Below are 24,049 nucleotides of genomic sequence, written 5' to 3' on the forward strand. Positions count from 1 at the left end.
AGTTGTATTGTAACTTTTTTCTGCCCTGAATGTCACCGGTTGTTGGTTTAGTCGTCAGGTTGTTGCAAAAGTAGCCAGTCGGCACTGATAACCGAAAAAAAGTTTGACGGGTCAGTCTTCAGCAGGTAATATTCGCCACCGTTGTCGACCAGCAATAGTATTTTTAAAAGCTGCGTATGACACGGCTTTCGGAGAAATTCGGCGATTAGCGCAGTTTGGTAGCGCACTTGGTTTGGGTCCAAGGGGTCGCAGGTTCAAATCCTGCATCGCCGACCATTCTCTTGACGGTTTATTGGTTCGATATGCGCCCGTAGCTCAGTTGGATAGAGCAACGGCCTTCTAAGCCGTGGGTCGCAGGTTCGAATCCTGCCGGGTGCGCCATAACGCGCCAAAGAAATCACTCAGTGGTGGGTGTAGCTCAGTTGGTAGAGCCCCGGATTGTGATTCCGGTTGTCGTGGGTTCAAGTCCCATCATCCACCCCATTTCTTTTGAAGTAACATCCTGTATTTCGGCGATTAGCGCAGTTTGGTAGCGCACTTGGTTTGGGTCCAAGGGGTCGCAGGTTCAAATCCTGCATCGCCGACCATTACACTAATTCCCCCTTTTTCTTTTCAGCCACTACTGCTACATTTATCTAATACTTAATCAAAAGATTTTGTTGTTAATCCTTGGCTGGAGCTATTGTTATGGACTTTAAGAAAAGTTTAAAGAATCCCGCTGAAGCGTTCGATTCTCCGCAAGACGTGGCAAATGATCCTGAGCTTTCAAACGAGCAGAAAATCGAAGTGCTGACGCAGTGGCGTTATGATGAATTGGAAACCGAAGTCGCCGATCAAGAAAATATGGCCGGGGATAAACCGGATAAACTGGGCGAAATCAACAATCTACTCCTTGAGCTTAAAGATAAATCTTAGTTATTTTTCCTTCCGTTAAAGTGAAGCCTAAAAATTGCCGCTCGGGGGCTCGACTCCGGGCGGTCACCTCGCTATAATGCTGCGTCATTTTTAAAGGTCAACGCCGTTGCCGTATCTCATTTTTATAATGATAAGTTGATGCGAGTAACATTCATTGATTGAAACCGAGGTAATGAAGCAATGCAGGTTTCTGTAGAGACAACTCAAGGTTTAGAACGTCGTGTGACTGTTACAGTCCCGGCAGATACAATTGATAGCGAAGTAAAACGCTTATTAAAAGAAGAATATCGCCATCGTCGTGTGAATGGTTTCCGCAAAGGAAAAATTCCGCCAAACGTATTACAAAAGCTGTTTGGTCGCGAAGCCCGTTCACGTGCAGCGTCAAGTATCATGCAAAGTAAATACTTTGAAGCTGTTATGCAGGAAAAACTGAACCCTGCTGGCGCACCTGCAATTGAACCTAAAGTCAATGAGCCAGGTAAAGATCTTGAGTTCACGGCTACGTTCGAAGTGTATCCAGAAGTAGAAGTACAGAACCTGGACAAAGTAAAAGTTGAAAAGCCTGCTGTTGAAGTCACAGAGAAAGACGTCGACAACATGCTGGAAACGTTGCAGAAACAACATGCTGACTGGAAAGAAGTTAAGCGTAAATCCAAAAAGGGTGACCGTGTCACTATGGATTTCGTTGGTTCTATTGACGGTGAAGAATTTGAAGGCGGTAAAGCTGACGACTTCGCGCTTGAGCTGGGCGAAGGTCGCATGATTCCTGGGTTTGAAGATCAAATCAAAGGAATTAAAGCGGGCGAAGAAAAGACTATTGAAGTCACTTTCCCGGAAGACTATCACGCTGAAAACCTGAAAGGTAAAGAAGCGCAATTCGTGGTAACCGCGAAGAAAGTTGAAGCACGTGACCTGCCAGAGCTAAACGATGAGTTCGTTGCATTGTTTGGTGTGAAAGAAGGCGGCGTTGAAGCGTTGAAAGAAGAAGTTCGCAAAAATATGGAACGTGAGCTGAAAAACGCAGTGAAAGCAAAAGTTAAAGAACAAGTACTGAAAGGTATTGTTGAAAACAACGACGTTGAACTGCCTAAATCAATGATCGACCAGGAAATTGACCAGTTGCGTAAGCAAGCGGCTCAACGTTTCGGTGGTAATGTTGAACAAATGCCTGACTTACCGGCGGAGCTGTTCGAAGAACAAGCGAAAGAGCGTGTTAAAGTTGGTTTGTTATTAGGTGAAGTGATTCGTGGTAACGAGCTTAAAGCTGATGATGAGAAAGTTGATGAAATCATCGCAACGGCAGCTTCTGCTTATGAAGACCCGCAGGAAGTTGTGGAATACTACAAGTCAAACAACGATATGATGCAGCAAGTTCGTAACTTAGCGTTGGAAGAGCAAGCAATCGAATTCGTGTTGGAAAAAGCCTCGGTTAAAGATAAAAAAGCGAGCTTTGATGACATCATGAATCCGAAGCAGCAGTAATCTAGTGTAACGGAATCCTTGACGGGTCCCGCTACAGCTTGGTTTAATGGCTCGTATGACCTCATACGAGCCATTTTTATTTCAGGAGCTTTATAAAACATGTCGAGCGATATTCAGGATCCAATGGCACAGCTAGTCCCTATGGTCGTCGAGCAGACTTCGAAAGGTGAGCGCTCTTACGACATCTATTCACGTCTCTTAAAAGAACGTGTCATTTTTTGTTGTGGTCAGGTAGAAGACCACATGGCCAATCTCATTGTGGCTCAGCTACTGTTTTTAGAATCAGATAATCCTGATAAAGACATTTACCTTTACATTAATTCGCCTGGTGGGGTAGTGACAGCGGGTATGGCTATTTACGATACCATGCGCTTTATTAAGCCGGATGTTAGCACGGTATGTATGGGCCAAGCGGCCAGTATGGGCGCGTTCCTATTGGCTGGTGGTGCTCAGGGTAAACGTTATTGTTTACCTAATTCCCGAGTGATGATTCACCAGCCGTTGGGGGGATTCCAGGGACAAGCGTCAGATTTTGAAATTCATGCGAAACAAATTTTGGATCTGAAAGAGCGCTTAAACCGTATGTTAGCGGAGAACACAGGTCAGGATTACGAGAAAGTGGCCAGAGACACTGATCGCGATCACTTTTTATCGGCAGAAGAGTCAATCGATTACGGCCTGGTTGATGGTATTTTACGTCAGCGTGGCGAAGAGTCCTGAGTTGGCGCAGAGCAGTTAGGAGAAAAGCATGACGGATCAGTCCAAAGGTGACGGCGATAAGCCGCTATATTGCACTTTTTGTGGCAAAAGTCAGCACGAAGTTAAGAAGCTTATTGCAGGACCGTCCGTATTCATTTGTGATGAATGCGTTGAGCTATGCAATGACATTCTAAAAGAAGAAATTCATCAACTGTCTCCGGTTCCGGATCAGGATGAGTTGCCTGTGCCAAAAGCTATCCGTAAGCATTTGGATGACTATGTTATTGGTCAGGATCGCGCCAAAAAGGTGTTGTCGGTAGCCGTTTATAATCACTATAAACGCTTACGCGGTTCAGCCAAGCAGGAAGTTGAGCTTGGCAAAAGTAATATCCTGCTAATTGGTCCGACAGGCTCAGGAAAAACTTTCCTGGCTGAAACCTTAGCGCGTTATTTGGATGTGCCATTTACTATGGCAGATGCAACAACATTAACCGAAGCGGGTTATGTTGGCGAAGACGTTGAAAACATAATTCAAAAGCTTTTACAGAAGTGTGATTACGACGTTGAGAAAGCAGAGCGTGGTATTGTCTATATTGATGAGATTGATAAGATTTCACGTAAGTCGGACAATCCGTCGATTACTCGCGATGTCAGTGGTGAAGGTGTACAACAAGCCTTACTGAAACTGATTGAAGGAACAGTTGCTTCTGTGCCGCCACAAGGTGGTCGGAAACATCCTCAACAAGAGTTTCTGCAAGTCGATACATCAAAAATTCTGTTTATCTGTGGCGGTGCTTTTGCTGGCTTGAATAAAGTTATCGAGCAACGCTTGTCTACCGGAACAGGTATTGGTTTTGGCGCAGAAGTGAAGAGTAAGACGCAAAGTGAAGAAGGGGCAATCATTGCTAAAGTGGAACCGGAAGATTTGGTTCGCTATGGCTTGATTCCCGAATTCATTGGTCGCTTACCGGTTGTAGCCACGCTAGATGAGCTGGATGAAGAAGCGTTGATTGAAATTTTGCGTGAGCCAAAAAATGCGTTAACCAAGCAATACTCAGCTTTGTTTGAAATGGAAGACGTTGAATTGGAGTTTCGTGAAGATGCTTTAAGAGCTATCGCGAAAAAGGCTATGGCTCGCAAAACAGGTGCTCGTGGTCTACGTTCCATTGTGGAAGGTGTTCTGCTGGGCACTATGTATGAACTGCCTTCTATTGAAGGGGTCGCGAAAGTTGTGGTGGATGAGTCGGTAATCGCTGGTGAATCCGATCCTATTCTAATTTACGCGAATCAGCAGAAAAATAAGCAGGCTTCGGGCGAATAATCCGAAACTGTATTAAAAGTGTTCGAAAAAGGGCCGGAAAGGCCCTTTTTTTCTGTCAAGGATTGAACTTTCAGGTAAAGACCGCATATTACAAAGTAAACCTAGGTCGGGAGAGAATTTAATGAGCGAAGAGCGCACCGAACAATTAACGATGCCGGTTCTGCCGTTGAGAGATGTCGTGGTATACCCGCATATGGTGATACCACTCTTTGTCGGTCGGGAAAAGTCGATTCGATGCTTACAAGCCGCTATGGATGAAGATAAACAAGTTTTTCTGGCGGCTCAGAAAGACGCTTCTGTGGATGAACCTACTACTGAGGATATTTATCAGGTAGGTACAGTTGCGACAGTTCTACAGCTACTGAAACTACCCGATGGCACCGTTAAAGTGCTGGTTGAAGGTAAGCAACGGGCGCAGCTGGATGAATTGCAGGATAACGAAGAATACTTTCAAGCTAGTATTCATTATCTGGCCGCGGAAGAGTTACCGGAAAAAGAAGAAGAGATTCTTATTCGTTCGGCACTGAATCAGTTCGAAGGCTATGTAAAGCTAAATAAGAAGATACCGCCGGAAGTACTGACGTCTCTGTCCGGCATTGAAGACGGCGATCGCTTAGCGGACACAATGGCTGCCCATATGCCGCTGAAACTTGCAGAAAAGCAGGCCATTCTTGAAATTACTGACATTCGGGAGCGCATCGAGCATCTGATGGCTCTGATGGAAGGTGAGATTGATATTCTGCAGGTGGAAAAGCGCATTCGTAGCCGCGTTAAAAAACAGATGGAAAAAAGCCAGCGCGAATATTATTTGAATGAGCAAATGAAAGCCATTCAGAAAGAGCTGGGTGAAACCGAAGATGGCGTCGATGAATTTGAGCAGTTACAGAAGAAAATCGATGACGCCAAGATGCCGGCAGAAGCGAAGAAAAAGACTGAAGCTGAGTTACAAAAATTAAAAATGATGTCACCCATGTCAGCGGAAGCGACTGTCGTGCGCGGCTATATAGACTGGATGGTATCGGTTCCATGGAAGAAACGTTCGCGTATTAAGAAAGATTTAGCTCATGCTGAAAAAGTTTTAGATGCTGATCACTACGGGCTGGAGAAAGTTAAAGAACGTATTATTGAGTATCTTGCGGTACAACAACGAACCACCAAAGTGAAAGGTGCGATTCTTTGTTTAGTAGGTCCTCCAGGTGTCGGTAAAACCTCGCTTGGACAGTCGATAGCGAAGGCGACGGGGCGTGAGTATGTGCGCATGGCGCTAGGGGGCGTACGCGATGAAGCAGAAATACGAGGTCACCGCCGTACTTATATTGGCTCTATGCCGGGTAAACTGATTCAAAAAATGTCAAAAGTTGGCGTTCGTAATCCACTGTTTCTGTTAGATGAAATTGACAAAATGTCGGCTGACATGCGCGGTGACCCGGCTTCAGCATTGCTAGAAGTACTGGATCCTGAGCAAAACATTAACTTCAATGACCATTATCTTGAAGTCGATTACGATTTGTCAGATGTCATGTTTGTGGCGACATCTAACAGTATGAATATTCCAGCGCCATTATTAGACCGCATGGAAGTGATTCGCTTGTCGGGTTACACCGAAGAAGAGAAGCTGAATATTGCGAAGCGACATTTGTTAACCAAGCAAATTGGCCGTAACGGTTTAAAAGAAAAAGAAATTACGGTTCAGGACAGTGCGATTATTGGCATTATCCGTTATTACACCCGCGAAGCCGGGGTGCGTAACCTCGAACGTGAGCTGTCGCGCTTGTGCCGGAAATCGGTTAAGCAAATTTTGCTGGATAAATCGATAAAACATGTTGAGATTACCGGCGACAATCTTAGCGACTATTTGGGCGTGCAACGGTTTGATTACGGCAAAGCTGAAGAAGCGAATCAAGTCGGTCAGGTTACTGGCTTAGCATGGACTGAAGTTGGCGGAGACTTGCTGACTATCGAAGCTACTAATGTAGCTGGTAAAGGAAAGACAACCACCACAGGTTCCCTGGGTGATGTTATGCAGGAGTCGATTCAAACTGCTCTGACAGTGGTTCGTAGCCGTGCTGACAAGCTGGGCATTGCGGAAGACTTCCATGAAAAACGCGATATTCACGTGCATGTGCCAGAAGGCGCTACACCGAAAGATGGGCCCAGTGCAGGTATTGCTATGGTGACAGCTATGGTGTCATCGTTAACCGGTAAACCTGTTCGTTCTGATGTAGCAATGACGGGCGAAATTACGTTGCGCGGTGAAGTGCTGGCCATTGGTGGTTTAAAAGAGAAATTGCTGGCTGCGCACCGTGGTGGAATCAAGCATGTGTTAATTCCTAAAGAAAATGAACGCGACTTGAAAGAAATTGCTGACAACGTAAAACAGGACTTAGTGATTCAGCCGGTAAAATGGATTGATGAAGTATTGGATGTTGCTTTGGTTAAGGAGTAACCAGCAATATAATACTAAAGTCATATTCAAGCACTAGAATGCGGTCTGCGGATGAGAAATCATGCTTCAGACCGCATTTTTTCGTTAAAAAGTGAGTAAAAAGGGTTTTCAATCTAAAAGACTGTGGTAGCCTAGAGTTTATAGCTGATTCACATGTATGACATACGAACAGCTGGATAGGAAAGCCATTTGGACTAATGGTGCTTGAACAATTAAATCAAGCTTGATATAACCGTTCTGGCCCATTTTAAAATCCGAATGGAACCACGGAAACTTGATAATAACAATCTAAGGGGATGATACTGTGAACAAGTCTCAGCTTATTGACAAAATCGCGGCAGGTGCAGATATTTCTAAGGCTGCTGCTGGTCGTGCTCTGGACTCTATGATCGATGCAGTAACTGATGCTCTAAAAAAAGATGACCAAGTCGCATTAGTTGGCTTCGGTACGTTTAGCGTGCGTGAGCGTTCTGCTCGTACTGGTCGTAACCCTCAAACGGGTGAGACTATTCAGATCGCTGCTGCTAAAGTTCCTTCTTTTAAAGCAGGTAAAGCACTGAAAGACGCAGTAAATTAATTAAAGCGCATTAGCGCTTTTTTTAAAGAATAATAATAGTAGCCCGAGGTTTATAAAACCTCGGGTTATTTTTTTGTATGAATGGTGAGTTTTAAGACGAATCACCTTATAATGTGACGTTGTTTATTCAGGTTAAATAAGGAAAGCCTTATTATGTTAGAGCGGATTCGGGAAGGCTCGCAGAGTTATACTGCTAAGGCCATTCTTGTGTTAATCATTCTAACTTTTGCATTAGCAGGTGTTGGTGGTTATATCACTAGTGACACAGAAGATGCTGTCGCAAAAGTTAATGGAGAAGAAATTCCTCGTAGTGACTACGATCGTGCTTATGAAAATGAGCGTAGTCGCTTGCAAGAGCAGTTTGGTGATATGTTTTCTGCTATTACTTCCGATCCAGATTATATGCGTAATTTACGCAGTGGAGTATTAGAGCAACTCATCGAACAAGAGCTTTTAGTGCAATACGCTGAAGATAACGGGATGAGAGTGAGCCCTGAGCAGGTAAAAGCTGCAATCCGTGATATTTCTCAATTTCGTACAGCAGGACAATTTGATAACGATGTTTACCTGATGGCTTTGCGTAATGCGGGTTATAGCCCTGAAGCTTTCGCAAAAGTGATGCAACAGGATATGACCCGAAATCAGTTACTACGAGGCTTGTCTGCGACTGCGTTCGTGCTTGAACCTGAAGCTATTGCCTTTATGCGCTTACAAAGCCAGTCGCGTTCAGGCGGCTTTTTAGTGGCAAGCAATAAAAGTTTCGAAGAGCAGGTAGAGATTGCAGAACAGGATATCGAAAACTTCTATCAGCAAAATCAAGATATGTTCCGGACTCAGGAAAAACTCAGCGTCGCCTATGTTGAGCTCTCTTTAGCTGCTGTTGAATCAGAAGTTGAGATTTCAGATGAAGAAGTGCGTCAATATTATGATGAGCGTCAGCAGCAATATTCGACCGAAGAAGAGCGCCGTGTTTCTCATATTCTGATCGAGTTCGAGACTGATAACGCTAAAAAGAAAGCTGAAGAAGCACTTGCTGAACTTAAACAAGGTGCGGACTTCTCGGAGGTAGCGCAAACTTATTCAGACGATACTTTCTCAGCTGAGCAGGGCGGAGATCTAGGTTGGATAGAAGCCGGAATGATGGATGAAGATTTCGATGCCTCCGTTTTTGAGTTAGAAAATGTTGGTGATTTATCAGACGTTGTTGAAACGAGCTTTGGTTACCACATTATTAAACTTACCGATTTACGCGAAGGTTCAGTAACACCATTTAGCGAAGTGAAAGACGAAGTGCGTCAACAGTTGTTAACCGAAAAGGCAGAAGATCGCTATTTTGAAAAACAACAGAAACTGGCGGAAATTAGCTTTGAGCAACCTGACACATTGGAGCCCGCTGCTGAAGAAATTGGAGCCACTGTACGCCGTTCCGATTTATTCACTCGTGACAGAGCCCCAACGCCCTTGAGCGACGATGTTGTTCTCAATAACCTATTTTCAGAGCAGTTAATTAAAGAGAAGTTGAACAGCGATATTATTGAAACTTCAGATGATCGGTCACTGGTAGTACGTGTAACTGAGCATCAACCAGTGCGAGTAAAAGAGCTGGACGAAGTTCGTGAAAAAATAGTGTCCGAACTGCGCGTAGAAAAAGCTCAGCAATTAGCGCTTGAGCAGGCTAATGAATGGATGCAAGCCTGGAAAGCGGGTGAAGAGGTGAGCGACGAAATTGTCTGGGTAGATAGCATTCAGCGTAACAATGGTGAGCACCCAAGAACTATTGTACGTGAGCTATTCTCAATGTCTCCTTCAGCAAGCGATGAGAGCGTCTTTAACACGGTTGCGTTACCGAATGGAGATGCTGCTGTGGTTGCACTGACCGAAGTTTCTCCAGGAAGTACTGATGACAGCCAACTTGACGAGTTAAAGAGTCAGATGCGGAACCGTCAGGCTCAGGTTATGTTGCAAGCCTTTATTAATAACTTAAAAGCGGACGCAGATATAAAACGTTTATCAACTCCGTAGACGTTGATATCGCAAAAAAGGCTCAGACCGTGACAAGTCTGAGCCTTTTTTTATTTCTATTGTAGTGAGTTTATCCGTTATTGCTGTACAAGTTTGGCAACACGTCTTTAGTAGTTGTTATATTTTTTTTTGCTTCTATAGAGGTCTTAACTTCTTTATAAAGCACTTTTCCATCCTGCCATGAGGTAGCCTTCGGCTGATAAAGACTTTGTTGCAAGCTTGAGCATGCATTTTCTATTGAAAGATATTGAGACAGCTCAGTTATGCTATTAAAGCTGCGTTCAAAATAGCGGTTTGCCCATTTCAGCAAAAACTCTTTTGCTTCTTGTGCGTTATTGTTACGGCAAGCTAGCTGAAACTCTCTCCATAATTTGTCTTTGTTTAGATTGTGAGGTTTATCTTCTGTTGTTTTACGCGTCGATACTTTGCTCTTAGAGCTTGTGCTTCGACTCCAGAGAAGGTACGCGTTCAGTATAATTGAAACAATCAGTACCAGGGCGAGTAAGCTAACTATCCAGGTATTCCATTCAACTGATTGGGTTTTCGCCTCAGTTTGAGTTACTTCCTCATCATTTAGCTGCTGCTCTTCAGTCGCTTTAGCTTCGGCATTATTACTTGCCTTCGGAATAGATTGCATTCCGTCACCCATTGCGACAGAAAAGTTTAGCTCTTCGGTTACCGCCGATGCAGGTTTGCCCGTTTTGGTATTAAACCAGGGGATATTTAGTGCCGGAATTCTTAATGGTCCTGGCTGATTGGGGACGACCGCAAAGCTTATTGTTTTTTGAGAGATAATAACGCCGTTGCGACTAAATTGATCCGTCTCATCGCCATCCGGATAAATTCTCACCGTATCGGGGAAGCTTGGTCGAACGTCTGGTAGCTGCTCTGGTTTTACACCAACAGCGGTCAGCATATAGGAAATAGTGAAAGGTTCACCTACGGTATAACTTTCTTGCTCAGGCGAAACGGATTGAGAAACACTGACAAGCTCGCTAGGCAACCAGTGACCTTGCCAGCTATCAGGGACGGCCTGCACCTCAACCTCGATAGTTTCAGCAATGGTGCTGACAGGCTGTGTGTTGGAGAAAGACGAAAAGATAGAGCGTTGCCCTTGAGTGAAAACTTCGCCGTCGAAACGGGCGCCTGCGATACTTAAAGAACCTGACTTGCTTGGCGTTATTTGGTAAACACGCTGATAAACCTTATAGCGCCTGCCATTCACCATTTCTGTACTTTCTTCATCCCTGCCAATTTGCTGAATGTCGGCGTTTTCTGCTTCAGGCGGTATTAAGTTTCCTTTGTTCAAGTCGGCCGCAAGAAATAGCCGTGCAACATAAGTGATAGGCTGCTGCAGATAGACTTGCTGATTGTCTACGCGAGCTTCCAGAAAAGCGATTTTCTGTTCGTTATCCTGTTTGTTGCCGGGTTCCAGGACTTGCAATGAAATAGGAGCCGACGAGACACCACCTATGCTAATTTCGGGGATTTTATATTCTCCGGCAGACTGGGGAATAAGCACGGTTGTAAAGCGCGTCTGTTTGCTAAGTTTTCCGTTGATCATTGATGTCTGGCGACTGACCGATGTTCTGCCTACAACGAAGTCTTTTAGTAGTTTAGATGGCGAAAAGCTGTCGTTAGCAACATCGTCATCAACGGTTATCGTTAATACGAAGGATTCGTTCGCCGTAACCGGATTACGGTCTACCGTAGCAGTAACCTCAGAGACATCGGCGTGAGCAAGTTGGCTCACAAGTAAAAAGCTCATCAATAAGATAATGTGTCGCCATACTCTTACCATTTTTTATCGTCTCCCTGGGGTTCTGAGGTTCTGCGCTGACGCCGTTTCTGGCTCTCCAGAAGCATTTTATTACGTAGCAGTATACTTGGGTCATCCGGCACCCGGTTCATCCACTGCTCCAGTTGTTGGGCTTTTTCAGGGTCAATCTCGCCTTCGCGCACCTTCTGTTGAAGTAGTTGGCTGGATTCCTCCTGGCTTTCTGGGCTTGTGTCCTGGCGTTGCTGCTCCTGGGGTTCTTCTTGAGAAGGCTCCTGTTCTTTTTGTTCCGGCTCCGGCTCTCCATCCTCTTGACCCCTTTCATCAGGATTAGGGGGCCCATCACTGTTATTGGACTGATTATTTTGTTGTTCCTCGCCGTCACCACTTTGCTCAGAACTCTTATCCGATTCGTTTTTATCAGAATCTGATTCCTTGGAGGATTCGTCTGAACCGCCGGAGTCTTCTGATTCCTGCTGTTGCTTCAATTGCTCAACGAGTTGCTTATTTTCGGCTGCCTGGGACCAGTCAGGGCGTTGTTCTAAAGCGTTGTCGTAAGCTTCTATTGCCGCATCGTATTGTTGCTGCTTAGCCAGTGCATTACCTAAATTATATTGCGCCTCTGCCGAATCGCCTTGAGAAAAGGCTTCGGCGGCGGCTTCATAGTCACCATCGCGATACAGAGCAGCGCCCTGACGAAACGGAGTTCTGCTAAGGTTAGCCGCCCGTTGGTATTCTTCTTCTTGATATAAACGCTGTGCACGTTGCTCACGGTTTAGCAACTGCTTCTGCCAGACGGATTCTTGTGCAGCATGCACATTGGGACTGAAGCCGATTAAAGGCAATAACATAGAGAGTAATAAAGGGCTAAGCAGGCTGCCCCGACGCCAGCTAAACAACATAATAGGTAAGATAAAGAGGGCAACGTAAGGACCCATATCACGCCATGCGTCTCCTTGCTGTTGTTCATCGCCGTCTTTACCTTCACGCGTCAGTGGTGCCTGGTTTATGAGTTTATCAATATCACGATTGTCGGCGGTTACTGATGAAAAGGCTCCTCCCGTAATAGAAGCCAGATCGGATAATCGTGAAGGATAAGTTTTGGCAATAATGACCTGATTGTTGTCTTTTAATAAACGGCCTGAGCTATCGCGAATTGCAGCACCTTCTTCAGTACCAACCGCCAGAATAGAAACCCTATGATCGACAGAACGCAAGTAACTACTGAGTTGGTTGAGTTCGTTACTACTGATGCCGTCGGTAAGCCAGTATATATCGCCCTGAGGGTAGCCGGCATTTTTTAATAAATCGTCAGCCAGCTTCAAAGCTAACAAGGGTTCACTGCCTTGCGCCGGCATAATATCGGGTGACAGTGATGGGATTAAATTTATTAAATTACGGTTATCGGCAGTAAGCGGACTGATGATAAAAGCATCGTCGGCGTAAGCAATAAGGCCGGTATCACCATCAAGTCCTGCCCGGACTAAATCAATGGCTTTGTATCTCATTCTGGTTAAACGGTTAGGGGCAATATCATCGGCTAAAACCGATGGCGACATGTCCATAATCACGACCTGTCCCGATTCAAGCTGGTAAACCGGTTGTGGTAGTCGTTCCCAGGTGGGCCCGCAAAGAGCCAGTGTTGCCAGAACTGAAATTAACAAAAAACGGTGGGCAGGCCAGAGAGACGGTTGTGACCCTGACTTAACCAATACTTTTGACAGGTGCCCGGGGAGCCATTGATGCCATCCGGCCTGATGTTTCTGACTGTAGAGTAAACGCCAATACAGTAGTGCAACTGGAACTAAAGCCAGTAACCACCAGGGGCGCAATAAGTGAAATTCGCTCATGAACGTCTCCCCCATGGTCGATAGTGCAACATGGCTAACGCAATAAACAGAAGAAAACTTATTACCAATGGCCAGTAAAATAAACTCACTCGAGGTCTTAGTTGCTGAGGGTCGCCAGCAATAGGTTCCAGCTTGTCCAGGCGTTGATAAATTTCTTCGAGTTCATTGGTACTGCGAGCACGGAAGTACTTACCACCAGTTTGTTTAGCGATACTTTGCATTAAAGGTACGTCCAGGTCGCGGCTTGGATTAACTCTTCGTTGCCCGAAAAAGCTATCAACGACTACTTCTTCAGCACCGACCGCAATAGGGTATATCGTTACATCGTAAGCCTGAGCCAGTTCAAGTGCCTGCTCAGGGGGCAGGTTACCGGCTGTGTTCTGACCATCGGTTAGTAGTACCAGTACCCGGTTTGACTTTTCGTCGTCTCGAAAGCGCTTCACAGACAAAGCAATAGCATCTCCTATCGCGGTTCGTTCGCCAACTAAGCCGAGTACAGATTCATTAAGCATCTGTTTTACGGTGTTGCGATCGTAAGTCATGGGAGTCTGTAAATAGGCCGTGTCTGCAAATAGAATCAGTCCGAGCCTGTCACCTTCGCGGCGTTCAATGAAATCGCTCAAAACGTGCTTAACCATAGTTAGACGGTTCACTGAGCGGCCTTCCAATTGCATATCTGCAATTTCCATACTGCCAGATAAGTCTACAGCCAGCATAATTTCTCGTCCTTCAGCCCGAATTGCTAGCGGCTCGCCCAACCATTGAGGCTTAGCCACCGCAGCGACCAGCATGATCCAGCATAAACTCATCAGCGGTAACAATAACCAGCGTTTACCAGAGCTCTGACTGCCGCTAACTAAGCCGTAAGTACTGGGAAGGCGTATAGCCGAGCTATTTTTACGTACGGCCGGAAACCATTTCCAGATAATTGCGGGTAAGGGCAGTAGGCAAAACATCCATGGCCAGGCAAATTCAAACATCTTCGGCTCCGGGTTGTTTGCTCAAATCTTTGCTCAGCCAAAGGTGAGCGAGTTCGTAGTATTGTTGATTAAAGTTATTATCAGCAATGCCATAAAAGTTTTTATTAGCCTCATTAAGCAAGGATTCATAAGTTGCTTTTTCCTTTTCTGACAGAGGAGTGAGCAAAAAACTTATCCATTGGCGACTGTGTTTTTCCGCAACGAATTCTCTGGGATAATATGCCAGCGCGGTGCGCTTAAGTATTACCGTAAGCTCTTCGATGCTTATGTTTCTGTCTTGTTGTAACTGCCGGATCGCGATTTTGCGTATGTGCGACTGCTGTCGACGCCGAATCAACCAGAAAATAAAAAAAGCAGTACCGACAAGAAGCGCTATGGCAATAGCAATTGTCGGCCACGAAGGCGGCCACCAACTCGCCGCTCCCGGCTCAACAATATCATTAAGATTATTTAGTGACGGTTGCTGCATTATTTTACCTCTGCCCATTGCTGTTCCAACGGTAAGGCACTGGATATTGGTGTTAAAGCCAGCTTCCGTTTCCTGAATTCTTGCTGAATATTGCTCCAACGAAGCTCGGCGGCATTTTGATATGTTTTTCTTTGCTGTTGATCAGCTAGATTTATACTGACTTGTTGCTGACCATCGGTAATTGCTAGTGGATGCGACGAGTACCCCTGGGGTAACTCATGCTCCATAGGGTCGTAAAGCCCAAAACAACGAACCGAATTATGCTGGGAAAGTACGCGCAATCCATCCATAAAGCGTTCGCTGGCGTTATAAAAATCGCTGATAACATGAATGCTGCTGCCAGGCTTAACCAGTTGTCGTATCCGCTTTAGGTTATCGTCCAGCGTGTTTTGTTGCTGTTTTTGTTTGTTTTGCCAACGGGTCAGGCTGTCATTATGAACTTCCAGAAGCGCATGACACAAACGTAGAACGCCTTTTTGCCGGGCTATAGGTTTTAGCTCCTGATGTTGCCAGCCATTGCCAATGAGCCCTCCAATACGATCACCCTTATGTTGTGCCTGCCAGGCCAGTGCCGCGGCTAAATGGCAGGCCTGAACAGATTTGAACACAAATTGGCTGCCAAAAAGCTGAGTCAGAGACAAGTCCACCCAGATAAATACCGGGCGCTCTTTTTCTTCGCGATAGAGCTTAGTGTGGGCTTTACCGGTTCGTGCGGTTACCCGCCAGTCAATGGAACGGATATCATCGCCCGGCTGGTAATGTCGTACTTCATCAAACTCCATTCCGCGACCACGGCTTTTGCTTAGCAAGGGGCCGGTCTGGCTTGAGCGTGGAAGACTTTTATGATGGCGCGCAAAAGCATTGATCTTGCTGCGATAATAAAGAAGTTCCTGAATACCGGGACTGACTCCATCGCAGTGCAACTGCTTAAGCCATTGTTCAACTTCAGTTCTTAACATTATGGTGCCGGTACAAGTTTCAGTATCGTATCAAGAACCTGATCATGCGATACGCCGTCGGCTTCTGCCTGATAACTTAAAATAATCCGGTGCCGTAAAGCGTTGTGGAAAACACTAATGACATCGTCAGGTGTTACAAAGTCACGGCCATCTAACCAGGCTTTAGCTCTGGAGCAACGCTCCAGCGCTATAGTGGCACGAGGGCTGGCACCATAGCCTATCCATTGCGCTAAATTCTGATCGTAGCGCTGCGGCTGACGTGTTGCGATAATCAGTTGAACCAGATAGTTCTCAACAGCGTCATCTAAATACAGCTGCAAAACTTCGTGGCGTGCGTCGAATAGCTGCTTTTGTGTTAATGGAGTCGGTATATCGAGGTCACCTGATAAGGCTTCACCTCGGGTTAGACGCAGAATTTGCTGTTCAGTATCGGCATCCGGATAGTCGAGTTTTAAATGCAATAGAAAACGATCCAACTGGGCCTCAGGAAGTGGATAGGTTCCTTCCTGCTCCAGAGGGTTCTGTGTTGCTAGTACCATGAAAAGATCAGAAAGCGGGTAGCTACGTTGACCAACCGTAATTTGCCGTTCTGCCATAGCTTCAAGTAAAGCTGACTGAACTTTTGCTGGAGCCCGATTAATTTCATCGGCCAGAATTAAATTATGGAACAAAGGGCCTTGTTGAAACTCAAACTGTCCAGTTTCGGGACGAAAAATGTCGGTACCGGTTAAATCGGCGGGCAATAAGTCGGGAGTGAACTGCACCCGATGGAAGTCACCTTCAATACCTTTTGCTAAAGCTTGTACTGCACGGGTTTTAGCCAGGCCGGGAGGTCCCTCTACCAGCAGGTGGCCGTCAGCCAATACGGCAATTAAAAGGTTTTGAGTGAAGTCCGGCTGTCCAAGCACTTGCCGATTCAGGTAATTTTGTAGCTTTTGAAACGCTGTCGCGGTCATGTTTACTCCAGGCTGTCGTTATCAGCGAAAACTGACTATGCTGTCAGTACTGCATAGCAATGACAGCAACAATGCTGTCTTTGTTCCGAAATTTCAATCTATACAGCATACTTTACCGAAAACGGTGGTTTTAATCTGCTCTATTACGGGCTAGAATTTGTAACATAATTTGTGGTCAGACCAGTATTGGTTTTTGAATTGAGGATTTATTATGACAGCAGCACAACGCTTGCTAACCGTAAATGGCGAAAGAATTGCCTTTGTGGCGGGTATAAGAACACCATTTGCGAAACAAGCAACGGACTTTCACGGCATACCCGCAGTCGACTTAGGTAAAATGGTTGTTCAGGAATTAGTGAATAAAACCGGTATTGACGGTGACTGGGTTGAGCAACTGGTGTTTGGTCAGGTTGTGCAAATGCCGGAAGCGCCTAACATTGCCCGTGAAATAGTATTGGGAACCAGTTTGCCTGTTGGTACTGATGCTTACAGTGTGTCCCGCGCGTGTGCTACAAGCTTTCAGTCGGCGGTTAATATTGCCGAAGCTATGGTGGCTGGCCATATTCGTGGCGGCATAGCTGGTGGTGCGGATTCATCTTCGGTATTACCTATTGGTGTCAGTAAACGTCTGGCGCGTGCTCTAGTCGATTTAAATAAAGCAAAAACCTTAGGGCAACGGTTTTCTATATTGAAGCGCTTGGGTTTTAAAGACTTACTGCCTGTACCACCGGCCGTGGCAGAATACAGTACCGGACTAAGCATGGGACAAACGGCGGAACAAATGGCGAAAACGCATAACATTAGCCGTGAAGACCAGGACGAGCTAACGGTAAGATCGCACCAAAAGGCTCATGCTGCATGGGAAGCTGGTTGGTTAAGTGATGAAGTGATGACGGCTTACCCTGAGCCTTATAAACAGCATTTGAGCCGCGACAACAATATTCGCGGTGACAGCCAGATAGAAAAACTGGCGAAATTAAAGCCGGTATTCGATCGCAAGCATGGTTCAGTGACTGCGGCGAACAGCACGCCTTTAACTGACGGAGCTTCTGCTGTCATGATGATGACCGAAAGCCGCGCGAAAGAACTCGGGTTGCCGGTATTAGGTTACTTACGCAGTTATGCCTTTGCTGCCCTACAGGTGGAAGAAGACATGCTGATGGGACCTTCCTATTCGACTCCGGTGGCTTTAGACCGCGCGGGTATGAGCTTAAACGATTTAGACCTTATTGATATGCACGAGGCTTTTGCAGCGCAAACATTGGCGAATATGAAGATGTTTGCCAGTGATAAGTTTGCGCAAGAGAAGCTGGGTCGTGATAAAGCCATTGGCGAAATCGATATGGATAAATTTAACGTGCTGGGCGGCTCCATTGCTTATGGTCATCCATTTGCCGCAACCGGTACCAGAATGATCACACAGACTTTGAATGAATTGCGCCGTCGCGGTGGTGGTGTCGGTTTAACAACCGCTTGTGCTGCCGGTGGCCTGGGTGCAGCAATGATTGTGGAGACAGAATAATGAGTCAGGATAAAGCATTCACTATGGAAGTTAGGGACGACGGCGTCGCTGTAATTACGATTGATGTCCCTGGTGAGTCGATGAATACCTTAAAAGACTCATTTGCCGAAGAAGTTGGCAGTTTGATGAATCGCTTAGAAAGCGATGATTCAGTCAAAGGTGTGGTTTTTATTAGTGGTAAGCCAGGCTCCTTTATTGCCGGTGCTGATATCAACATGATAGACGGTTGTGAAAATGCCGTGGATGCAGAAAGTCTGGCGCGAAAAGGGCAGGCTATGTTTGATCGCATCGAGCAGTTAAATGTGCCTGTGGTTGCGGCTATTAACGGAGCTTGCCTGGGTGGTGGACTGGAACTGGCCATGGCTTGTCATGTAAGAGTTTGTACCGACAACAGCAAGACAGCTCTGGGCTTACCTGAAGTGAAATTAGGCTTGTTACCGGGCAGTGGTGGTACGCAACGTCTGCCTGAACTGGTTGGTGTTCAGCAAGGACTGACGATGATCCTGACCGGTAAAGAACTGCGTGCTAAACAGGCTTTGAAAGCAGGACTTGTCACCGAGGTTGTTCCCCAAAGCATATTGTTGGATGTTGCCGTTGAGCACGCGTTAAAACGTAAGCCAAAATCAACTAAGCCGCCACTTAAGGGCATTAGTAAAGTGCTGGAGGCGACCAAGTTTGGCCGTGACATTATCTTTAAAAAGGCCAGTGAGCAGGCGCAGAAGAAAGCTCAGGGCAATTACCCGGCAATTGATAAAATCATTCAGACGGTGCGTGAAGGTGTTGAACGTGGCCGCGAAGCTGGCCTGGATAAGGAAGCCCGTAGCTTTGGTGAGTTGGCAATGACGCCAGAGTCTTATCAGCTGCGCCAGATTTTCTTTGCCACCACAGAAATGAAAAAAGAAACCGGCGCCGATGGTGTTAAACCTGATTTGGTCAAACGGGTTGGCGTTTTAGGTGGTGGATTGATGGGCGGCGGTATTGCCTATGTTACGGCGGCTAAAGCAGGTATTCCTGCACGTATCAAGGACATCGCTGAAGACGGAATTCGACATGCATTACATTACAGTTACGAGCGTCTAGATAAAAAAGTGAAGCGTCGGCATATGCGCCGGGCCGAGCTTGAAAAGACCATGCTAATGCTGAGCGGTTCGCTTGATTACAGTGGATTTGAGCGTACCGATGTGGTTATTGAAGCGGTATTTGAAGACCTTAACCTGAAGCAAAAAATGGTTGCTGATGTGGAGGAGCACGCAGACGAGTCGACCATTTTTGCAACTAATACGAGCTCACTGCCTATTACTCAAATAGCGGCTAAAGCCAAGCGCCCGGAACAGGTTATTGGGCTCCACTATTTTTCTCCGGTCGATAAAATGCCGTTGGCGGAAATTATTACCCATCCGGGTACTTCCGATAAGACAATAGCCACAACGGTTTCTCTGGCCAAGAAGCAGGGTAAAACTCCGATAGTGGTGAAAGATGGTGCCGGATTCTATGTAAACCGAATTCTTGCGCCCTACATGAACGAAGCTGCGCGCTTACTGTTAGCCGGAGAGCCTATTGAGCATATCGATAAAACCTTAGTGAAATTTGGTTTCCCGGTGGGGCCAATTACTTTACTGGATGAGGTTGGTATCGATGTTGCGGCAAAAGTGGCTCCGGTCTTGGTGAAAGAGCTGGGTGATCGTTTTGAAGCGCCTGAAGCTTTTGAGAAGCTGATTGACGACGACCGTAAAGGTAAGAAAAACCAAAAAGGCTTTTATCAATACGGCAAGAGTGTAAAGGGTAAGCCGGTAGACACTTCAGTGTATTCTTTGCTGGATATTGATCCGAACGAGAGCAAGTCTGCGGACGAAATTATTGATATTTGTTTATTGCCCATGCTGAATGAAGCTGCTTACTGTTTGCAGGAAGAGATTATTCGCAGTCCTCGCGACGGTGATATTGGTGCAATTTTCGGTATCGGTTTCCCACCTTTCCTTGGCGGGCCATTCCGTTATATGGACAGCCAGGGGCTTGAAACGATAGTGAATAAGCTAGAGAAGCTGGCAGCAGAACGTGGCGAACGATACACGCCTGCGCCTTTGTTGAAGCAAATGCTGGAAAATGGTTGGAATTTTTATCAATAGCCTTTATTAGTAACGTTAAACCTGAGCAGCTACTTCGTTGTGCTGCTCAATAAACTCAATTAACGCATCAGCCGGCATTGGTTTTGCAAAATAGAAGCCTTGAATGTATTCGCATTTGAGGCTTTTTAACGTCTGTAACTGAGCTTTAGTTTCAACCCCTTCCGCAACAACCTTCAGGCCAAGGTTATGTGCCATTGCAATAATTGACGCGACCATATTACGGTCTTTGTCGTTGATGGTTATGTCATCAACAAAGGCTTTATCAATTTTCAGGCTGTTCATAGGAAAACGCTTAAGGTACGACAGCGAAGAGTAACCTGTACCAAAATCATCCAGAGCCAGTTTTACACCCATATCAGATAGGTTTTCCATCATAGTAATGGCGCGTTCAGGGTCGCTCATGACCATGCCTTCGGTTATCTCAAACTCAACATGGCGAGGATGCAACCCCTCTTCACGTAAAATTTGCTCAATTTGCAAGGCCAGACTTGACTGCATAAACTGTCGGGCAGACAAATTAACAGCGATGCTCTTCGGGGAGCCCTGACAGGCCATAAAACGCTTCATATCACGGCATGCCAGCCGTAAAACTTCTTCGCCCAGGGGAATGATAAGCCCGGTTTCTTCGGCCAGAGGAATGAAGTCTGCCGGGTTAATCATTGAGCCGTCTTCACTCTCAATGCGAGCCAGTGCTTCTAGTCCGGCAATATGCCCGGAGTGTATTTCTATTTTCGGTTGGTAGTAAACCCGAATATTATGAGACTTCAATGCCGCTCTTAATTCATTTTCCAGCTTAAGTCGTTTGACCGCGTTTTCGTTCATTGACTGACTGAAAAACTGATAACAGTTTCCGCCACGCTGCTTCGCATGATACATGGCCATATCGGCTTTTTGTAAAAGCTCTTGTGAAGTCTGACCGTCGTGAGGGTAAAGTACAATGCCAATGGAACTGCCAATGACAATTTCATGCTGCTCAATAAAGTAGGGCTCTGCCACCTTAAGGTTAATTTGATTGGCTAAATCGCCAATTAGGTTAATGTCCACGCTGTCTTCAATGAGCAAACCAAACTCATCTCCACCCAGACGGTAAAGAGTATCCTGTCGACGACCAATATCCATGAGTCGCTCGGCAACCTGACATAAAAGTTCGTCACCAATCTCATGACCTAAGGAGTCGTTAATTTTCTTAAAGTCATCTAAATCAAAGAGTAATAAAGTATGTGAAACCTTTTTCCTGACTAGATTTGAATGACTGACCTGAAAGTAAGAGCGGTTAGGCAGTCCGGTTAATGTATCTGTGTTTGACAGGCGTCGAAGTTCGTTTTCTGTATGGCGCCTTTCGGTGATATCCGAAAAACTGGCAACAATGAGTGACACCTCGCCGTTATCATCCCTAACAGCATCAAGAGTTAATTCCATCAGGAACTCTTCACCGTTGGCTTTAACATCGGTGATTTCACCACGCCAGGTTCCTTCTTTAATTACCGACCTCTTTATCTGATTAACAAAGCTTTCGGGATAACACTCAAGCGTTAATAACTGACCTAGCACCTGGTCACGACTGAAGCCGCTAATTCGTTCAAACGCATTATTGACTTCGCGTTTTCGGAAAAAGCGATCGAAGATGCAAATTCCATCAGATATATTCGTAATCGAAGAGGCCAGCATTGTAATTCGTTCTTCAGAGCTTACCAGACTACTTATATCACTTAGCGTACCGAACATGGTTCGCCGTTCATTGTTAACTTGGATTTTCCCTCTATCTAATACCCATAGCCAATTGCCTTGATTGTCCAACCGGTAGCTGCATTCGAACAACTCAGACTCCCCACTTAAATGGTCTTCAAGGCTTTTTTGTAGTCGTTTTAGATCTTCCGGATGCACGTTCGACTTGCCTCCAGATAGGCCTAGCCGTATACCGTCAATAGAGAAAGCAGGGCAGTTGTCCCAGATATTCTGTCGTATCAGCTCTCCTGACTCGAGATCCCACTCCCAGCATTGGTAACGGCTGGATAGGACGCCTTGAGCCTGCCGCCGATATTGTTTAAGGTCGTGGCGCATTTTCGCCTGACGCTGGCGTTGATAAAGCCAGTACGAGAACAAGCACAGGATAATGATAAGTATGTAGCCGAGCCAGGCTAAAGGCGTTTTCCAAAAGGGAGCGGGCACGTCAAGCTGAGCCACAGCCGATGGCGACCAACGGTCTTCGCGATAAGCTACCTGAACTTCTAGTTTATGAGATCCGGAGGGCAATGAAGATAGTTGCAGTGATGCCCTGTTGCTCTCTAAAGTTTGCCAATTATTTTCTGCATGACTCAATTTGTAGCGATAGCGTAACTCTGCCGGAGCTGCTGAAAACGGAACCGTAAAGTCTGCTATAAATGTAGCATTATTGACTCTTTCTAAATCAATATGGGGTGGTTTGTCTAACGGTTCATTATCGACAGAAATTACCTTTTTCTGCGAGACTTGTCCAAATGCGTTTATTTCGATGGCTTCGGTCTTTGTATGCAGCCAAAGCGAATGGTTAAACGTCGTTAAGTTCAAATTATCGGGCGTTGCCGATAATGCTGACGTTACCAGTGAATTCCAGTCCCTATTAATAATATCGTACTGATATAGGGCTCCGGAATTATCAACAAGATAAAGTTGGTTTGCGAATAAACGCATTTTATTGATCTCAAACTGGGCATCAGGGTAGTGATTAAGCTCCGAGATTTCTTCATTGACTGTATCGTAAAATACTAACCCTAACTCTGTCGCTAACCACCAGTTACCGTTGTCATCTTGTATTGCTGCTGATACTTGTTGCATCAGTTGCGGAATGTTAATGCTTGCTGAGCTTTGCTTTTTATTGAAATTGGAAGCAAGGGTAGCCGGAGCAAAAGGCGTGTCTATTTGAAATACGCCCTGATTATTGGTTAAGAAAAAAACATCTCCCCGGGTAATTTCTTTAGCTGCGGCTGCGGGTGCGTTATGTAGCAGGGTGAGCTTCCCATTTCGTAATTCATAAAGGCCATTTGCCGTACTGAGTAAAATTGCGGAATTGTTCTGAGTTAATGCTAAATTATTAACTCTCTCTATGTTGTTAAGGTAATCTGGAAGGGGGGTTAAACGTAAATCTTTGTCCAGCAGAATCAAACCTTGCTCTGTTGCAAGCCATAGCTGATTCTGAAAGTGAACCGCAGCATAAAGCTGGCTGCTCGGTATTTTTTCTGTAATTGGGTTTTGTTTACTAACCGCAAAAACTTCGCTGGAAAACCCGTCCCAAACAAATAACCCCTGATTATCAGTACTTAACCAGTTCCATTTCTTTCCGTGATAAATATAGTTGACTTGCTGAATGGGACTGCCGTTATAGCTTAGATTTAATGGTTCAAAAACCTTTGTTCCGGGAGTGTGGCGGTAAATTAATCTGCTTGTAGCAATCAGTAACCGGCCTTTTTCATCTTCTGATATGTGCTTTATACGAATCTGTTCACCAGACTGATGACCCGCTAAATCGAACGTATGAAGCTCATGTTCTGATGAAAACTGAAGTTTTGCCAGACCGCTGTGAGTTCCGAGCCATAGTGCACCCGATGCATCAAAAAACAGATGTTCGATATCATCTGGAAGCAAATGCTTCTTCGCCTCAGATAAGGCTAAACCGTTTTTGAACTCGCTGCCATCGAACCGAGTTAAGCCGCTGACTGTCGCTATCCACAAGAAACCTTCAGGCCCCTGGGCTATAGCATTTACATGGTTGCTGGGTAAGCCATCATTAAAGGTCCATTGATGTACTGAATTGTCTGTGGGGGACTGCTGTGCGTAAACATGAAAGCTAAAGCTTCCGGATAACAAAATACATAGAAAAAGAGCAGAGCATAATGTTCTGATAGGCAATGTAAAATTCACGACAAACCTATTGAATGGCTACTTTAGCAGCTCTTTATTGTTAATATATCG

Annotated in this window: 16 protein-coding genes and 4 tRNA genes; 13 read left to right on the forward strand and 7 right to left on the reverse strand. The window is 45.6% G+C overall.

Features of this window, described 5'->3' with window-relative positions; genetic code table 11:
- The first annotated feature begins 199 nt into the window (after window positions 1-199).
- The 11 genes from DET62_RS01080 (at window position 200) to DET62_RS01130 (ending at window position 9,462) form a co-directional block, all read left to right on the forward strand.
- A tRNA-Pro gene (locus DET62_RS01080) sits at window positions 200-276 on the forward strand.
- A gap of 28 nt (window positions 277-304) precedes the next feature.
- Window positions 305-381: transfer RNA gene (locus DET62_RS01085), tRNA-Arg, on the forward strand.
- Between the two features lie 26 nt (window positions 382-407).
- Window positions 408-483, forward strand: a tRNA-His gene (locus DET62_RS01090).
- A 27-nt stretch (window positions 484-510) separates the two neighbouring features.
- Window positions 511-587, forward strand: a tRNA-Pro gene (locus tag DET62_RS01095).
- A gap of 100 nt (window positions 588-687) precedes the next feature.
- Window positions 688-915, forward strand: coding sequence for a hypothetical protein (locus tag DET62_RS01100; protein WP_011234258.1), 228 nt, complete (start codon window positions 688-690; stop codon window positions 913-915).
- Window positions 916-1,095: 180 nt separating this feature from the next.
- Entirely contained in the window at window positions 1,096-2,397 is a 1,302-nt protein-coding gene (gene tig / locus DET62_RS01105) for a trigger factor (RefSeq protein ID WP_011234257.1), read from the forward strand.
- Between the two features lie 99 nt (window positions 2,398-2,496).
- On the forward strand, window positions 2,497-3,117 hold the full coding sequence (gene clpP, locus DET62_RS01110; RefSeq protein WP_011234256.1) for an ATP-dependent Clp endopeptidase proteolytic subunit ClpP: 621 nt from the start codon (window positions 2,497-2,499) through the stop codon (window positions 3,115-3,117).
- Window positions 3,118-3,145: 28 nt separating this feature from the next.
- Window positions 3,146-4,417 (forward strand): ATP-dependent protease ATP-binding subunit ClpX, encoded by a 1,272-nt coding sequence (clpX, locus tag DET62_RS01115; protein ID WP_011234255.1) that lies wholly within the window; start codon window positions 3,146-3,148, stop codon window positions 4,415-4,417.
- A gap of 121 nt (window positions 4,418-4,538) precedes the next feature.
- Window positions 4,539-6,863, forward strand: coding sequence for an endopeptidase La (lon, locus tag DET62_RS01120; RefSeq protein WP_011234254.1), 2,325 nt, complete (start codon window positions 4,539-4,541; stop codon window positions 6,861-6,863).
- A gap of 304 nt (window positions 6,864-7,167) precedes the next feature.
- Complete coding sequence (gene hupB, locus DET62_RS01125; protein WP_011234253.1) at window positions 7,168-7,440, forward strand: nucleoid-associated protein HU-beta; 273 nt, start codon at window positions 7,168-7,170, stop codon at window positions 7,438-7,440.
- A 153-nt stretch (window positions 7,441-7,593) separates the two neighbouring features.
- The gene (locus DET62_RS01130; RefSeq protein ID WP_110012636.1) at window positions 7,594-9,462 is read left to right on the forward strand and encodes a SurA N-terminal domain-containing protein; all 1,869 of its coding nucleotides are present in this window, start codon (window positions 7,594-7,596) and stop codon (window positions 9,460-9,462) included.
- 70 nt (window positions 9,463-9,532) lie between these two features.
- Here the strand turns inward: DET62_RS01130 and DET62_RS01135 are convergent, their stop codons facing one another.
- The 6 genes from DET62_RS01135 to DET62_RS01160 are packed head-to-tail and all read right to left on the reverse strand — an operon-like array spanning window position 9,533 to window position 16,453.
- Complete coding sequence (locus tag DET62_RS01135) at window positions 9,533-11,263, reverse strand: BatD family protein (RefSeq protein WP_110012635.1); 1,731 nt, start codon at window positions 11,261-11,263, stop codon at window positions 9,533-9,535.
- Window positions 11,257-13,089 carry a VWA domain-containing protein gene (locus DET62_RS01140; RefSeq protein WP_110012634.1) on the reverse strand — a complete coding sequence of 611 codons (1,833 nt, stop codon included), beginning with the start codon at window positions 13,087-13,089 and terminating at the stop codon, window positions 11,257-11,259. Before DET62_RS01140 ends, DET62_RS01135 begins: the two co-directional genes overlap by 7 nt.
- A complete protein-coding gene (locus tag DET62_RS01145) occupies window positions 13,086-14,069 on the reverse strand; it encodes a VWA domain-containing protein (RefSeq protein ID WP_011234249.1) in 984 nt (327 codons plus the stop codon). The genes DET62_RS01140 and DET62_RS01145 overlap by 4 nt, the downstream gene beginning before the upstream one ends.
- Window positions 14,062-14,538, reverse strand: a complete 477-nt coding sequence (locus DET62_RS01150; protein WP_011234248.1) for a DUF4381 domain-containing protein — start codon at window positions 14,536-14,538, stop codon at window positions 14,062-14,064. Before DET62_RS01150 ends, DET62_RS01145 begins: the two co-directional genes overlap by 8 nt.
- A complete protein-coding gene (locus DET62_RS01155) occupies window positions 14,538-15,497 on the reverse strand; it encodes a DUF58 domain-containing protein (protein ID WP_011234247.1) in 960 nt (319 codons plus the stop codon). Before DET62_RS01155 ends, DET62_RS01150 begins: the two co-directional genes overlap by 1 nt.
- A complete protein-coding gene (locus tag DET62_RS01160; protein WP_110012633.1) occupies window positions 15,497-16,453 on the reverse strand; it encodes a MoxR family ATPase in 957 nt (318 codons plus the stop codon). The genes DET62_RS01155 and DET62_RS01160 overlap by 1 nt, the downstream gene beginning before the upstream one ends.
- Window positions 16,454-16,664: 211 nt before the next feature.
- Here DET62_RS01160 and fadI point away from each other — a divergent pair, with 211 nt between their 5' ends.
- Both fadI and fadJ read left to right on the forward strand, forming a co-directional pair.
- Window positions 16,665-17,975: an acetyl-CoA C-acyltransferase FadI gene (gene fadI / locus DET62_RS01165; RefSeq protein ID WP_034820090.1), complete on the forward strand. Its 1,311-nt coding sequence runs from the start codon at window positions 16,665-16,667 to the stop codon at window positions 17,973-17,975.
- Entirely contained in the window at window positions 17,975-20,101 is a 2,127-nt protein-coding gene (gene fadJ, locus DET62_RS01170) for a fatty acid oxidation complex subunit alpha FadJ (protein ID WP_110012632.1), read from the forward strand. Before fadI ends, fadJ begins: the two co-directional genes overlap by 1 nt.
- A 15-nt stretch (window positions 20,102-20,116) precedes the next feature.
- On the opposite strand, the gene DET62_RS01175 is transcribed toward fadJ, so the two are convergent.
- Window positions 20,117-23,998 carry an EAL domain-containing protein gene (locus tag DET62_RS01175; protein WP_110012631.1) on the reverse strand — a complete coding sequence of 1,294 codons (3,882 nt, stop codon included), beginning with the start codon at window positions 23,996-23,998 and terminating at the stop codon, window positions 20,117-20,119.
- Between the last annotated feature and the right edge of the window lie 51 nt (window positions 23,999-24,049).

Origin of the sequence: Idiomarina sp. H2 (assembly GCF_004364275.1) — a bacterium.
Taxonomy (GTDB): domain Bacteria; phylum Pseudomonadota; class Gammaproteobacteria; order Enterobacterales; family Alteromonadaceae; genus Idiomarina; species Idiomarina loihiensis.

Excerpts from the sequence above, each read along its gene's own strand:
- DET62_RS01100 (WP_011234258.1), top strand. The coding sequence starts at position 688 with ATGGACTTTAAGAAAAGTTTAAAGAATCCCGCTGAAGCGTTCGATTCT.
- tig (WP_011234257.1), top strand. The coding sequence starts at position 1,096 with ATGCAGGTTTCTGTAGAGACAACTCAAGGTTTAGAACGTCGTGTGACT.
- clpP (WP_011234256.1), top strand. The coding sequence starts at position 2,497 with ATGTCGAGCGATATTCAGGATCCAATGGCACAGCTAGTCCCTATGGTC.
- clpX (WP_011234255.1), top strand. The coding sequence starts at position 3,146 with ATGACGGATCAGTCCAAAGGTGACGGCGATAAGCCGCTATATTGCACT.
- lon (WP_011234254.1), top strand. The coding sequence starts at position 4,539 with ATGAGCGAAGAGCGCACCGAACAATTAACGATGCCGGTTCTGCCGTTG.
- DET62_RS01130 (WP_110012636.1), top strand. The coding sequence starts at position 7,594 with ATGTTAGAGCGGATTCGGGAAGGCTCGCAGAGTTATACTGCTAAGGCC.
- DET62_RS01135 (WP_110012635.1), bottom strand. The coding sequence starts at position 11,263 with ATGGTAAGAGTATGGCGACACATTATCTTATTGATGAGCTTTTTACTT.
- DET62_RS01140 (WP_110012634.1), bottom strand. The coding sequence starts at position 13,089 with ATGAGCGAATTTCACTTATTGCGCCCCTGGTGGTTACTGGCTTTAGTT.
- DET62_RS01145 (WP_011234249.1), bottom strand. The coding sequence starts at position 14,069 with ATGTTTGAATTTGCCTGGCCATGGATGTTTTGCCTACTGCCCTTACCC.
- DET62_RS01150 (WP_011234248.1), bottom strand. The coding sequence starts at position 14,538 with ATGCAGCAACCGTCACTAAATAATCTTAATGATATTGTTGAGCCGGGA.
- DET62_RS01155 (WP_011234247.1), bottom strand. The coding sequence starts at position 15,497 with ATGTTAAGAACTGAAGTTGAACAATGGCTTAAGCAGTTGCACTGCGAT.
- DET62_RS01160 (WP_110012633.1), bottom strand. The coding sequence starts at position 16,453 with ATGACCGCGACAGCGTTTCAAAAGCTACAAAATTACCTGAATCGGCAA.
- fadI (WP_034820090.1), top strand. The coding sequence starts at position 16,665 with ATGACAGCAGCACAACGCTTGCTAACCGTAAATGGCGAAAGAATTGCC.
- fadJ (WP_110012632.1), top strand. The coding sequence starts at position 17,975 with ATGAGTCAGGATAAAGCATTCACTATGGAAGTTAGGGACGACGGCGTC.